The sequence below is a fragment of the Streptomyces sp. NPDC030183 genome (genome assembly GCF_055573455.1).
This window is the reverse complement of sequence record NZ_JBVIBK010000007.1, coordinates 81,315-93,700: the sequence shown is the minus strand read 5'-3', so window position 1 is coordinate 93,700 and position 12,386 is coordinate 81,315. Positions and strand designations below refer to the sequence as shown.

At 72.2% G+C, this 12,386-nt stretch carries 9 protein-coding genes and 1 pseudogene; 3 read left to right on the top strand and 7 right to left on the bottom strand.

Annotated elements, in window-relative coordinates; all coding sequences use genetic code 11:
• Positions 1-99 precede the first annotated feature (99 nt).
• Positions 100-1,362, top strand: a complete 1,263-nt coding sequence (locus ACZ4Z2_RS10390) for a hypothetical protein (protein ID WP_468074341.1) — start codon at positions 100-102, stop codon at positions 1,360-1,362.
• 137 nt (positions 1,363-1,499) lie between these two features.
• On the opposite strand, the gene ACZ4Z2_RS10385 is transcribed toward ACZ4Z2_RS10390, so the two are convergent.
• The 3 genes from ACZ4Z2_RS10385 to ACZ4Z2_RS10375 all read right to left on the bottom strand — a co-directional run bounded on the left by ACZ4Z2_RS10385 (position 1,500) and on the right by ACZ4Z2_RS10375 (position 6,242).
• Complete coding sequence (locus tag ACZ4Z2_RS10385; protein WP_468074339.1) at positions 1,500-2,810, bottom strand: Nramp family divalent metal transporter; 1,311 nt, start codon at positions 2,808-2,810, stop codon at positions 1,500-1,502.
• 163 nt (positions 2,811-2,973) lie between these two features.
• The gene (locus ACZ4Z2_RS10380; RefSeq protein ID WP_468074687.1) at positions 2,974-3,384 is read right to left on the bottom strand and encodes an ATP-binding protein; all 411 of its coding nucleotides are present in this window, start codon (positions 3,382-3,384) and stop codon (positions 2,974-2,976) included.
• Between the two features lie 218 nt (positions 3,385-3,602).
• Positions 3,603-6,242, bottom strand: a complete 2,640-nt coding sequence (locus ACZ4Z2_RS10375) for an ATP-binding protein (RefSeq protein ID WP_468074338.1) — start codon at positions 6,240-6,242, stop codon at positions 3,603-3,605.
• A 764-nt stretch (positions 6,243-7,006) separates the two neighbouring features.
• On the opposite strand from ACZ4Z2_RS10375, the gene ACZ4Z2_RS10370 reads away from it, so the two are divergent.
• Positions 7,007-8,380, top strand: a complete 1,374-nt coding sequence (locus ACZ4Z2_RS10370) for a M14 family metallopeptidase (RefSeq protein WP_468074336.1) — start codon at positions 7,007-7,009, stop codon at positions 8,378-8,380.
• A gap of 133 nt (positions 8,381-8,513) precedes the next feature.
• On the opposite strand, the gene ACZ4Z2_RS10365 is transcribed toward ACZ4Z2_RS10370, so the two are convergent.
• The 4 genes and pseudogenes from ACZ4Z2_RS10365 to ACZ4Z2_RS10350 all read right to left on the bottom strand — a co-directional run.
• Positions 8,514-9,143: a hypothetical protein gene (locus tag ACZ4Z2_RS10365; protein ID WP_468074334.1), complete on the bottom strand. Its 630-nt coding sequence runs from the start codon at positions 9,141-9,143 to the stop codon at positions 8,514-8,516.
• A gap of 86 nt (positions 9,144-9,229) precedes the next feature.
• A complete protein-coding gene (locus tag ACZ4Z2_RS10360) occupies positions 9,230-9,640 on the bottom strand; it encodes a RidA family protein (protein WP_468074333.1) in 411 nt (136 codons plus the stop codon).
• An 89-nt stretch (positions 9,641-9,729) separates the two neighbouring features.
• The gene (locus tag ACZ4Z2_RS10355) at positions 9,730-10,491 is read right to left on the bottom strand and encodes an IclR family transcriptional regulator (protein ID WP_468074331.1); all 762 of its coding nucleotides are present in this window, start codon (positions 10,489-10,491) and stop codon (positions 9,730-9,732) included.
• Positions 10,488-10,789, bottom strand: a pseudogene (locus ACZ4Z2_RS10350) (PfkB family carbohydrate kinase); the annotation flags it as partial. The gene ACZ4Z2_RS10355 and the pseudogene ACZ4Z2_RS10350, both read right to left, overlap by 4 nt.
• A 294-nt stretch (positions 10,790-11,083) precedes the next feature.
• Here ACZ4Z2_RS10350 and ACZ4Z2_RS10345 point away from each other — a divergent pair.
• The gene (locus tag ACZ4Z2_RS10345; protein WP_468074329.1) at positions 11,084-12,358 is read left to right on the top strand and encodes an amino acid deaminase; all 1,275 of its coding nucleotides are present in this window, start codon (positions 11,084-11,086) and stop codon (positions 12,356-12,358) included.
• The last annotated feature ends 28 nt before the right edge of the window (positions 12,359-12,386 follow it).

Here is a 12,386-nt window from a genome sequence, read left to right as displayed (position 1 = left end):
CGCTCCAGCCCCGAAACAGCACCGGCAACAGCACCGGCAACAGCACCGGCAACAGCACCGGAAACTGCCCCGCTCCAGCCACAGAAACGGCGGTTCGCCATGTCCGTAGACCAGCGCCAGCAGCACGACGACCCCTTCGAGGCCCGGATCGGTGATGCCCTCCGCCGCGCCGGGGACTCCTTCGTTCCCGACGGGCACGCCCTCGTCGGCGGTGGCGCCGCACGTGGCCGCCGGCTGCTGTTCCGGCGGCGCGCGGCGGTGCTCGGCGGGGTCGCGGGGATCGCGCTCGTCGGGGTGGGCGGTGCGCTGCTGCTGCCGGGGGACGGGGGCGGCCCCGACGGCAAGTGGTCCGTGGCCGCCTCGGACGCGCCGCGCGAAGACGACGGGAAGGTGTCCGGCGCCGATCTCGTCCGTACCCTCAAGCGGCTGCTGCCGGACGGTGAGTTCAGCGACGCGCGGGGCCGCGGCACGGGCGCGAAGGACGGGCCGTACGCGCGGGTCGTGTACGACGACGGCAAGGGCCCGGCGGCCGTACAGGTCGGGCTCTCGCGGCTCGCCCCGGGGAGCGACGAGGCCCTGCACGCGACACAGTGCCCGGACACCAACCAGACGAACTACGACGCCTGCCGGTCCGACAAGCTGGAGGACGGCTCCACCCTCATGGTCCACCAGGGGTACGAGTACGCGGCCCGGCGCGAGGACACGAGGCTCTGGGTCGCCAGCGTGGTCACCCCGCAGGGCTACTACGTGTCCGTCTCCGAATGGAACGCGCCCGCCGAGAAGGGCGCCCCGGTCACCCGGAAGGCACCGCCCCTGCCCCGGTCCGAGCTGGCGGAGATCGCGACGCACCCGTACTGGATCAAGGCCATCGAGGCCATGCCCGGCGACCGGGCGGAGGAGTCGGCGGACCCCGAGCCCTCCTCCGGGTCCGCCGAACCGCCGACCGTGGGCGGTGACGCGATCCGGGCGACACTCGTCCGGCTCGTGCCGAAGGAATTCAAGGTCGTCCTCGACGGCACGGCGCGCACCGACTACGCGTACGTCGTCCTCGACGACGGCAAGGGCCACAGCCTGGTGCAGGCCAATGTGCAGCCGGGCGGGCCGACGTCGCTGTTCGGGCCCGACGCCGAGACCCTGCCCGACGGGACGAAGGTCGTCACCCGGCAGGGACCCGGTGAGAAGGGCGGCGAGGGGGTCGTGATGTGGACCGTGGAAGCGCTCCGGCCCAACGGCACCCGTGTCGCGGTCAGCGCCTTCAACTCCGGTGCCCAGCACACCGCCGCGACCCGTGACACCCCCGCCCTCACCATGGCCCAGCTCAAGGCCGTCGCCACCAGCGACGAGTGGGCCGGCATCGGCTGATCGGCGCCCGGAGGCGGCTGGTCGGCGGCCGGAGACGGTTGGTCGGCGCCCGGAGACGGTTGATCGGCGGCCGGAGACGGTTGGTCGGCCGATGCCGGGCGGGCGGCGGCGCGCTCATCGGCCCCCGCCCGCCGCCGTCAGAAGAAGTCCGCCCAGTTCTGGTCCCAGATCTGCTTCACGCACAGCACCAGGAACAGCAGGCCCGCGGTCACCAGCATCGCGTTGCTGACCATCCCGTTGCGCCATTCGCGGGGCGTGCGGGAGGAGTTGAGGAGCCAGACGAGGGTGGCGGCGAGGAACGGCAGGAAGGCCGCGCCGAGGACGCCGTAGAGGATGATCAGGCGGAACGGCTGGCCCTGGAAGAGCAGGACGATGGGCGGGAAGGTCAGCCAGAGCAGGTACGCGCGGAAGGGCCATGACCGTTCGCGCTCGCCGGAGGCGACCTCCTCGCCCTTCAGCGCGCCCTTCGTCCGGTAGCGGGTGACGAAGTCGGCGAACATCAGGCTCACGCCGTGCCAGACGCCGATGAGGGAGGTGAACGAGGTGGCGAAGAAGCCGATCAGGAAGAACTTGGCGGTGGCCGCGCCGTACTCGTCCTCCAGGATGCCGCCGAGCTGGATGAGGCCCTTGTCGCCGCTCGCGATGGCGATGTTCGCGGAGTGCAGCAGTTCCGCGCCGACGAAGAGCATCGCGATGACGAAGATGCCGGTCGTGGCGTACGCGACCCGGTTGTCGAGGCGCATGATTTTCATCCAGCCGGCGTCGGTCCAGCCCTTGGCGTTGACCCAGTAGCCGTACGCGGCCAGCGTGATGGTGCCGCCGACGCCTCCGATCAGGCCGAGGGTGTTGAGGACGGAGTCCTTCTCGTCGGGCAGGACGGGGAGGAGGCCCGCGAACGCCTCGGGCAGGTTCGGGGTGACCCGGATCGCCAGATAGACGGTGACCAGGAACATCACGCCGACGAGGACCGTCATGACCTTCTCGAAGACGGCGTACTTGTTGAACCAGACGAAGACGAGACCGGACAGGCCGCAGAGGATGGCCCACCATTCGAGGTCCATGACGTCCGGGAACAGCGCCTGCAGGGGCAGGGCGCTGGACGACATGGCGGCCGCGCCGTACGCGAAGCCCCAGATCACCACGTAGACGACGAAGAACCAGGTCGTCCAGCGGCCGAGGCTCGCCCAGCCGTCGAAGAGGGTGCGGCCGGTGGCCAGGTGCCAGCGGCCGGCGGCCTCGGCGAGGGAGATCTTGACGAGGCAGCCGATGACGGCCGCCCACAGCAGGGTGTAGCCGAAGTTGCTGCCGGCGATCAGGGTCGCCACCAGGTCGCCGGCGCCCACGCCGGTCGCGGCGACGACGATGCCCGGGCCGATGTACTTCCAACTGGACTTGCGCGGGGCCGAAGTCGCTCCCCCGGTAGCTGTGTTGTCCGTGGTGTCCGCCATGCGGATCAAGAAAGCGTAAAGCCGGGGCGGGCACAAGAGGGCGTGCGGTGAAGGAAGACGGGGGTGTTCCGGGTGGAACGGGCCCCGGCGGCTGGGCCAGCCGCCGGGGCCCGGGCTGTGGTTCCGGGGCGGCTGACGAGGCCGCTGCCCGGAACTCCGCGGGCTACCCCGGCTGTCGCCGACCACAGCCGGCGGACCCGCACGTGCCGAGCTCGAACCAGACGGTCTTGCCCGGCCCGTCCTGGTGGCAGCCCCAGCGCCCGGCGAGCGCATCCACCAGGAACATCCCTCTGCCGCTCTCCGATATCCCCGTGACCCGGCGCACCCGGGGCGGGCGCCCGTCGGTGTCCGACACCTCGCAGCGCAGTACGCCGTGCGCCGCGGTCAGCGTCAGCTTCAGACGGCTCTCCGCGTGCACCAGGGCGTTGGTGACGAGTTCGCTCACCAGCAGCTCCGCGATGTCGGTCTGGTCGAGCAGTCCCCATCCCTCCAACTGCCTGCGGACCTCCGCACGGGCCTCGGCGGCGGCGGTCGGACGGGGGTCGTACTCGACGCTCAGATGACCCGCGCCCATGGAGGGTTGGAAATACGAGGCGAAGTGGGGGCCGGAATCCGGAAGGAGTCCCCCGGAGAGTTGCAGCATGCCTCCAGGGTTGCCCCGCCCCGGGGAACGGCACACGGGGAGGATTACCCGTTTCCCCGTGTGCATATACCTGTTTCACGCCCCACTACGTCCGTAATTGCCGCAGTACAGGACTGATGGGCATGTACGAACCCATACGTGGGTAACGTTCAGGACCGCTCCGCCGCGATGCCCTGGGTGGTGGCCCAGGCGGCGATCTGGCTGCGGTTGTGGAAGCCGAGCTTGCCGAGGATCCGCTCGACATGGCCCTCGGCGGTACGGCGGGCGATGACCAGGCGGTCCGCGATCTGCTGGTTGGCGAGCCCCTCGGCGACGAGCAGGGCGACCTCGGTCTCACGGGCGGTGAGCGGCACCGGGGTCTCGGGCACGGACCGCCGGGGTTCCTGCTGGAGCGCGTACGACACCAGCTCGTCGAATCCCAGGGTGCCGCCGCGCCGGTACGCCCGCTCGAAGGGGCCCCGTCCGAGGGACCGGCGCAACTGGGTCTCGCTGTCCCGGCGGCCGCGCGCGCCGTCCCGGTGGGCCGGACCCGCCGGGCCCGGCGGGAGGGTGGCCGCCCGGAGGCGGTCGGTGCCGCCGAGGAGGACGGCGGCGCGTTCACGGGCGCCGAGGGCGGTGGTGATGTCGATCAGCAGGTCGAGGGAGTGGGCGACGCCGACCACGTCATGGAGGGCGAACCCGGGGCGCAGCGCCTCACGGGCGTGCGACTCGGCGCGGTGCCACTGCTTCCGCGCGGTGTACGCGAGCGCCAGGACCCGTAGCGCGGACGACCGCACCCAGTCCTCGCCCTGCCGTTCGCAGCGGCGCAGGGTCTGCTCACAGAGGGCCGCGGCACGGTCGCTCTGGCCCAGGAGGACCAGGGCATGGGCGAGTTGGACCCGGTTGAGCGCCGCGAGGGCCGGCAGGTGGCCGGGGGCGGGGACGCCGGCGAGGGCTGAGTCGTAGTGGGTGACGGCCCCGGCGGGGTCGTCACCGGAGAGGAGGATCAGCCCGAGGACGTACTCGGCGTGGGCGACCTCGGCGTGGGTGCCCCTGGGGTGGGTGACCTCGGCGTGGGCGCCTTGGGCGTGGGGGGTCGATCGGGTGAGGGTGAGGGCCAGTTCGCGGGCCTCGACGGCCAGTCGGCGGGCTCGCGGGGTGTCCTTCGGGGTGTCCTCTCCGCCGGCGGCCAGGAGGAGGGCCGCCACCCACAGGGCGCGGGCGCGTTCGAGGGTCGGCCCGGGGTTGGCGTCCAGGGCGCGCTCCAGCCAGTGCAGGCCCTCACCGGGCGCCCCGCAGGCGTACCAGTGGAACCACAGGCTGCCCGCGAGCCGCAGCCCGGCCAGGGCCTCGCCGGGCGTGGTGAGGCTGAACTCCAGCGCCGTACGCACGTTGTCCTGGTCGGCGCGGAGCCGCGCGGCGATCTCCCGCTGGCCCGGTCCGAACCAGGCCCGCCCGTACGCCGCCACCCGGCGCTGCGTCCAGTCGCGGTGACGGCGCCGGGCGTCGGCCTCCGCGCCCGGGGTGCGGCGCAGCAGGTCGAGGCCGTAGTGGCGGAGGCCGTCGAGGAGGCGGTAGCGGACGGTGCCGCTCCAGTGCTCCTCACGGGTCAGCACGGACTTGTCGACGAGCCCGGCGACGGCTTCCAGGACGGCGTGGCCCCCACCCACGCCCTGGCCCACGCCGACGCCCACGCCCACGCCCACGCCGTCGGCACCGGCTCCCGCGCCGGTGTCCGTGGTGGCGTCCGCGCACACCTGTTCCGCGGTCTCCAGGTCGAAGCTGCCGGTGAGGACGGAGGCGCGGGCCCAGACGGACCGTTCCTCGGGGGTGCAGAGCTGATGGCTCCAGTCGACGGCGGCGCGCAGGGTCCGGTGGCGGGGCTGGACCCCGTGGGCCGCGGTGGCGAGGAGGCGGTAGCGGTCGTCGAGGCGTTCGAGGAGTTGGTCGACGCCGAGGACGCGCAGCCGGACGGCGGCGAGTTCGATGGCGAGCGGGAGACCGTCGAGACGTTGGCAGAGGCGGGCCACGGAGGCCCGGTTCGCCGGGGAGAGCGTGAAGCCCGGGACCACGGCGGCGGCCCGGTCGGCGAACAGGGCGAGCGCCGGATGGTCGGCGGGGTCGGAGAGGTCGCCGTCGGGGTCGGGGACCGGGAGGGGGCGTACCTCCAGCAGGTGCTCCTCGGTGAGCGCCAGGCGGTGACGGCTCGTGGCGAGGACCCGGACGCCGGTGGTGCCGCGCAGCAGGGCCGCGACGAGGTCGGCGCAGGCGGGCAGCAGGTGTTCGCAGTTGTCGAGGACCAGGAGGAGACGGCGGTCGCGTGCGTGCCGGGCGATCGCGTCGAGCGGAGCGCGCGCCGGGGGCCGGCCGGGCAGTCCGAGCGCCTCGGCGGCCGCCGTGGGCACCAGGGCGGGGTCGTGCAGGTCGGAGAGGTGGACGAGGCGCACGCCGTCCGGGAAGGCCCGCTCCGTCCGGGCAGCGAGCCGCCACGCCAGCCGCGTCTTGCCGACACCGCCGGGTCCGGTGAGCGTGACCAGCCGACTGCGGGTCAGCAGACGTCTTCCTTCGGCGATTTCCTGCTGCCGGTCGACGAACGAGGTCGTCTCGACGGGGAGGGCGGCGGCGCCGGAACCGGGGAGGGGCGCGGGTACGGAAGCGGGGGCGTGGACGGGGGGTGCGGGTGGTGTGGGTGGTGCGAGTGGTGCGGGTGGTGGCGTGCGGAGGGCGTTCGGCGTGGCGGGTGACGGCAGCGGTGGTCGTGGCGTGCCCGGTTGGGCGGGTGGTGTGGGTGAAGTGGGTGGTGCGGGCACGGGCGCGGGGGGCGCGGCGGTCGGGGTGCGGCGGCTGATCGGCGTACTCGGAACAGCCGCCGTACGCGACGCGCCCGGCGTACGCGGGGCAGTGATGGGTGGGGCGCCCGGCGTACGGGAAGCGCCCGGTGTGCGGGGCGCGCCCGGTGGCATCGAAGGGGTGCGCGGTGCCGTCGGCCCGCGCGTGGATCCTGGCGCGCTCGGTGTGTCGAGCGCGTCCGGTGTGTCCGGTGTGCTCGGCTTGTTCCGTTCCCGGCGTGGCGCTGATCCGCTCATGATCAGCCAGTCCTCTGAGGTGAGTTGAGGGAATTGCCGGAGTGTGGGGCTCCTTTTGCGCGGCTTCCCACTGTCGCCGCGTTCGCACGGCATCGCACCCGGAGTTCACACCTGCGGGTGCACTCTCGCGCGGTGGAGGCCGATTCACGCTTCCGCGCGCGTACACTGCGCGGCTTTGCGGGGCGCGAGGACCCGCGCCGCGACACCGGTGACCGAGCCGGCGCCCTCGACCCGGCCGGTCGCGCCCGACACCGCCGCACCCCAACCCCGGCCATTTTGCGACCCCTTCCGGCCACGCGAACGCCGCGCAGGGACCGGCCACTCTTGACCTGGTCATGCCAGAGCCGCACCATGAGCGCCACACCCGCACCAGCGCCCGACGATCACCCCACGGTCATCGGCGGGCCGGAGGCACGTCGCAAGGATCCACCCCCCGCTCCACTCCCCACTCCGGAGACCCCGGAATTCCTGGAGAAAGTAGGAGACTCATGCGACTCCGCATTCGCGGCAGATCAGCGCTGCCCGACGGCACGGGCAGGAGATCCGGCCGCCGCACCGCCGCCCTGGTCGGCCTGCTGGCGATGGCGCTCGCCGCGCCGGTCGCCGCGACCACCACCGACGCGACGGCGACCAGCGCCGAACGTCCGAAGGCATCGGCGGACGACATCCGCCAGTACGAGGTCCACATGCACTCGGACATCGCGTCCCGCACGGCGCTCCAGAAGGCCGGCGTCTCGGTGGACGACGCCGACGACCACTCGGTCTTCGTCTCCGGCCGCGCGGACCAGATCAAGAAGCTCAAGGCCCAGGGCTACGAGGTCACCCCGCTCGGCGCCGTGCCGGACCGGTCGCGCGGCGAGGACGACGTACGGCTCTTCGACTTCCCGTCCGCCGACTCCCGCTACCACAACTACGCGGAGATGACGAACGAGATCAACTCCGTGGTCGCGGCGAACAGTTCCATCGCCAGCCAGCGGGTCATCGGCACCTCGTACCAGGGCCGGAACATCGTCGCCATCAAGATCAGCGACAACGTGGGCACCGACGAGGCCGAGCCCGAGGTGCTGTTCACCCACCACCAGCACGCCCGCGAGCACCTCACCGTCGAGATGGCGCTCTACCTCCTGAACGAGCTGACCTCCGACTACGGCACCGACTCCCGGGTCACCAACATGGTGAACAACCGCGAGATCTGGATCATCCCGGACCTCAACCCGGACGGCGGCGAGTACGACATCGCCACCGGCTCGTACCGCTCGTGGCGCAAGAACCGCCAGCCCAACAGCGGTTCGTCGTACGTCGGTACCGACATGAACCGCAACTGGAACTACCGCTGGGGCTGCTGCGGCGGTTCCTCCGGCTCGCCGTCCTCGGAGACCTACCGCGGTCCGTCCGCCGAGTCCGCGCCCGAGGTGAAGGTCGTCGCGAACTTCGTCCGCAGCCGGGTCGTCGGCGGGGTGCAGCAGATCAAGACGGGCATCGACTTCCACACGTACAGCGAGCTGGTGCTGTGGCCCTTCGGGTACACGGGCGCGGACACGACGACCGGGATGACGGCCGACGACCGCAACGCCTTCGCGACGGTCGGCGGGAAGATGGCCGCGAGCAACGGGTACACGCCCGAGCAGTCCAGTGACCTCTACATCACGGACGGGTCGATCGACGACTGGCTGTGGGGCAACCAGAAGATCTTCGGCTACACCTTCGAGATGTACCCGTCGTCCGCCGGCGGGGGCGGCTTCTACCCGCCCGACGAGGTGATCGCCCGGGAGACGGCGCGCAACCGGGACGCCGTGCTGCAGCTGCTGGAGAACTCGGACTGCATGTACCGGTCCATCGGCAAGGAGGCGCAGTACTGCTAGAGGGCTGACGCCGGTCGTCGGCAGTCGGTTGCCGGGCGCCGGTTGCCGGGCGCCGGTTGCCGGGCGCCGGTCGTCGGTTCGGTGAGCGGGGAACTGCGGGCCCGTCGTGGCGGCCTCGCGGTTCCCCGCGCGCCTACTTGTCGTCCTGGTCCCCGGGGTCGGCGGGGGTCTTCTCCTTGTTGTCGCCGTCCTCGAAGTACGCGTCCAGGACCTCGTCGATCCGGGTCTCCCACTGGGCGTGCTCGGACTTGGCCTTCGCCTCGATCTCGATGGGGTACCAGCGGCGGTCGGGGGTGTGGACCGTGACGGTGAACCGCTTCCCGAAACGGGGGGACTCCGTCTCGATCGCGCCGATCTCGTCCCAGCGGAACTCGCACTCCTGGTCGTCCAGCCGGAGCCGTACGCCCCGGTGGTCGGCGACGATCCTGGCGCGGCGGTCGGCGGCCTCGAAGACGGGGCCCTCGACGGCCTCCTCCTCGCCGGCGGCCGTGGCATCGGCCTCGTCGTCCGCCTCGGTGTCGGGCTCGGCCTCGGCATCGGCATCGGGCTTGACGGTGGCCTTGGCGGTGGTCCCACCGGTCGGGGCAGCCCCGTCCCCTTGCACGGTCTCCGCCTGCTCGGCGGATTCCGTCGGCTTGATGTCCTCCGGCTCCTCCTGCTTCTCCTTCGTCACGGACACGGGCGCCGTGAGTCCGGGGATGTGCGACGGGTCGACCGCGGCGGCGGCCAGGGGCTGGCTTTTCGAACCAATGCGCTGCTCCACAGCGGGCAGTATGGTCGACGATCCTGTGCCGGGAACAGTCGGCCCGGCATATGTCCGTATCTGCGGCCGTTCAGGCGTTCACGCGTTCAGGCGTTCAGCACTGCCAGCGCGTCGATTTCGATCAGGAGGCCCTGCGGGAGGCCCACGTAGACCGTGGTGCGGGCCGGCGCGGCCTCCGTCAGGTGGTGCTCGAAGTACTCGTCGTAGATCGTGTTCATCTCGGCGAAGTGATCGACGTCCGTGAGGTAGACGCGGATCATCATCACGTCGTCCCAGGTGGCGCCGCCCTCCTCCAGGATCGCCTTGACGTTGGCGAGGGTCTGGAGGGTCTGGTCGCGGAGGGCCGGGCCCGCAGGGGTGGGGGGCTGCCCCTCCACGGCGGGGAGGAAGCCGACCTGGCCGGCGACCTGGAGGAGGTTGCCCTTGCGTACGCCGTGGGAGAACTTGGCCGGCGGGGTGGTGTGGGTCTTGGGGGTCAGGGCGGTCTTCTCGGTCATCCGGGGGGCCTTGTCGTTGAGACGGGGTTCTTGTCGTTCAGAGGGTTGTGTCGTTCAGGCGGGTTCTGTCGTTCAGAGGGTTCTGTCGTTCAGACGGGGTCCGTCGTCGGGGTTCTGCCGGAGTACTCGTCGCTGATCGCGTCCGCCGTCCGGCGCACCAGCGGGAGCAGGGTGAGGAGTTCGTCGGCGGTGACGACGACGTTGGGGGCGGAGACCGACATCGCGGCGACCACCCGGCCGTCGGTGCCCCGGATAGGGGCGGCGACGCAGTTGATCGACTCCTCGTGACCGCCGAGGTCGGTGGCCCAGCCCTGGTCGCGGACCTTCGCCAGCTCCTTCAGGAAGGCGGCGGCGTTCGGGGTCGAACGGGACGTGTACATGGGGTAGTCGAGCTTCTCGGCGAGGGCGCGGCGCTCGGCCTCGGGGAGGTCGGCGAGGCACAGCTTGGCGACGGCGGCGACCGTGAGGGCGACCGGCTTGCCGATCCGGGAGTACATGCGGACCGGGTAGCGGCTCTCGACCTTGTCGATGTAGAGGACCTCGCTCTCCTCGTGGACGGCCAGGTGGACGGTGTGGCCGCACTGTTCGTTGAGGCGTACGAGGTGGGGGTGGGCGATGTCGCGGATGTCGAGGTTCTCCACGGCCTCCTGGGCGAGGGCGAAGAGGCGGGCGCCGAGGCGGTAGCGCTGGTCGGACTGGCGGTAGACGAGGCCGTGCTCGTGGAGGGTGCGCAGGAGGCGCAGGGCCGTGGACTTGTGGACCCCGAGGCGGGCGGCGACCTGGCCGAGGTCGGCCGGACCCTCGGCGAGCAGCGGCAGGATGCTGAGCGCGCGGTCGACGGTCTGGCTCATGGGGTGCGTACCTCCTCGTCGGCCCGGTCCGGGGCCTGGGTCCAGCCGGGGGCGAGTCGCAGTGTCCCCCACGTGGTGTCGTCCAGGGCTGCCAGATGGTCGGCGTGGTGGCGGGTGGGCGTGGTGCCGAGGTCGCCGGGGGGGTGAGGGCGGCGGCGGCCACGAGGTGGCCGTGGCGGAGGAGGGCCTTGGAAGGCAGGCCGCGGAGGGTGGCGGAGAGGAAGCCGGCGGCGAAGGCGTCGCCTGGGCCTGTGGGGGAGACGACGGCCACGTCCGGGGACGGCACGAAGGTGATCTCGTCCGGGGTGGCGGGGGCGTGGGGGTGCGGGTGGGGCGCCTTCCGGTGCGGGGTGGGGCGCCTTCCGGTGCGGGGTGGGTCGAGGACGCGCAAGGGCGGGTGGGGAGGAAGGTGACCATGGACTCGCCGAGCGCGGCGACGTCGACGGCGCCGGGGAGTCCGTGGATCGTCACGATGGTCCTCGTCGTGGGGTGGCACCGTTGACCCGGTGCTCGCGTGGATGTTAGACAGCCGTGAGCGACATATGCAATGGATGTTGCAGTTCTTGCAACGGAGCATGTCAGGGAGGCTCTCATGGGTGTCGAAGCGCTCGCCCGTCTCGCCGCCGAACGCGTCGACCACCGCTTCAAGGGCCTCCCGCCGGACGCCGACGGGCTGACGGTGGAGGAGCTGGCCGGGCAGCGCCGGAACCTGTTCACCGGTGGGTTCACCACGCCCGTGCTCGCTCTTTCCGCCGAGCGGCTGGAGCACAACCTGGCGCTGATGGAGGCGTACTCCGTGCGGCACGGGCTGGCCTTCGCGCCGCACGGGAAGACGTCGATGGCGCCGCGGCTGTTCTGGCGGCAGACCGAGCGGGGGGCCTGGGGCATCACGCTCGCCGTGCCGCACCAGGTGCGGGTGGCGAGGGAGTTCGGGATCGAGCGGGTGTTCCTCGCCAACGAGGTGGTGGACCCGGTGGCGCTGCGCTGGATCGCGGCCGAGATGGCGGCCGATCCGTCGTTCCGGCTCGTCTGTTACGTCGACTCCGTGCGGGGCGTGGAGCTGATGGACGCGGCGCTGCGGGGCTGCGCGCGCCCGCTGGACGTGGTGGTGGAGCTCGCCGCGGGCGAAGGCGCGCGGACCGGGGTCCGCACGGAGGCGGAGTGCGCGGTGGTCGCGGACGCGGTGACCGGGGTGGAGACGCTGCGGCTGGTGGGCGTTGCCGGGTACGAGGGCGAGGTGCCGGACGCCGATCCGGGGCGGGTGGGCGCCTGGCTGCGGCGGCTGGTCGCCCTGGCCGTCGACTTCGACGAGGCCGGGCGGTTCGCCGGGCTGGAGGAGATCGTCGTCAGCGCGGGCGGCAGCGCGTGGTTCGACGCGGTGGCGGAGGTGTTCGCCGGCATCCCCGAGCTGTCGGCGCCCGTGCTGAAGCTGCTGCGGTCCGGGGCGTACGTCTCGCACGACGCCGGGCACTACCGGCGTCTGACCCCGTTCAACCGGGTACCCGAGGAAGGCGCCCTGGAGCCCGCGTTCCGGCTGTGGGCCCAGGTCGTCTCCCGCCCGTCCCCCGAGCAGGCGTTCGTGAACGCCGGCAAGCGGGACGCCGCGTACGACCTCGATCTGCCGACGGTGGAGGTGGTGCGGGACGCCGGGTCGGGCGAGGTAAGGGACGCGGGCGGCGGCATCGCCGTGACGGGCCTGTCCGACCAGCACGCCTGGCTGCGGACGGAGGCGGGGGCCGCGCTGTCGGTCGGGGACTGGGTGGGACTCGGGCTGTCCCACCCGTGCACGTCGTTCGACAAGTGGAAGCTGATCCCGGTGGTGGAGGCGGACGGGACGGTCGTGGAGTACGTGCGCACGTACTTCTGAGGGTCGCCGGGTTCTCCCGCTCCCTGGT

Excerpts from the sequence above, each read along its gene's own strand:
- ACZ4Z2_RS10370 (WP_468074336.1), top strand. The coding sequence starts at position 7,007 with ATGCGACTCCGCATTCGCGGCAGATCAGCGCTGCCCGACGGCACGGGC.
- ACZ4Z2_RS10390 (WP_468074341.1), top strand. The coding sequence starts at position 100 with ATGTCCGTAGACCAGCGCCAGCAGCACGACGACCCCTTCGAGGCCCGG.
- ACZ4Z2_RS10345 (WP_468074329.1), top strand. The coding sequence starts at position 11,084 with ATGGGTGTCGAAGCGCTCGCCCGTCTCGCCGCCGAACGCGTCGACCAC.
- ACZ4Z2_RS10360 (WP_468074333.1), bottom strand. The coding sequence starts at position 9,640 with ATGACCGAGAAGACCGCCCTGACCCCCAAGACCCACACCACCCCGCCG.
- ACZ4Z2_RS10385 (WP_468074339.1), bottom strand. The coding sequence starts at position 2,810 with ATGGCGGACACCACGGACAACACAGCTACCGGGGGAGCGACTTCGGCC.
- ACZ4Z2_RS10355 (WP_468074331.1), bottom strand. The coding sequence starts at position 10,491 with ATGAGCCAGACCGTCGACCGCGCGCTCAGCATCCTGCCGCTGCTCGCC.
- ACZ4Z2_RS10380 (WP_468074687.1), bottom strand. The coding sequence starts at position 3,384 with ATGGGCGCGGGTCATCTGAGCGTCGAGTACGACCCCCGTCCGACCGCC.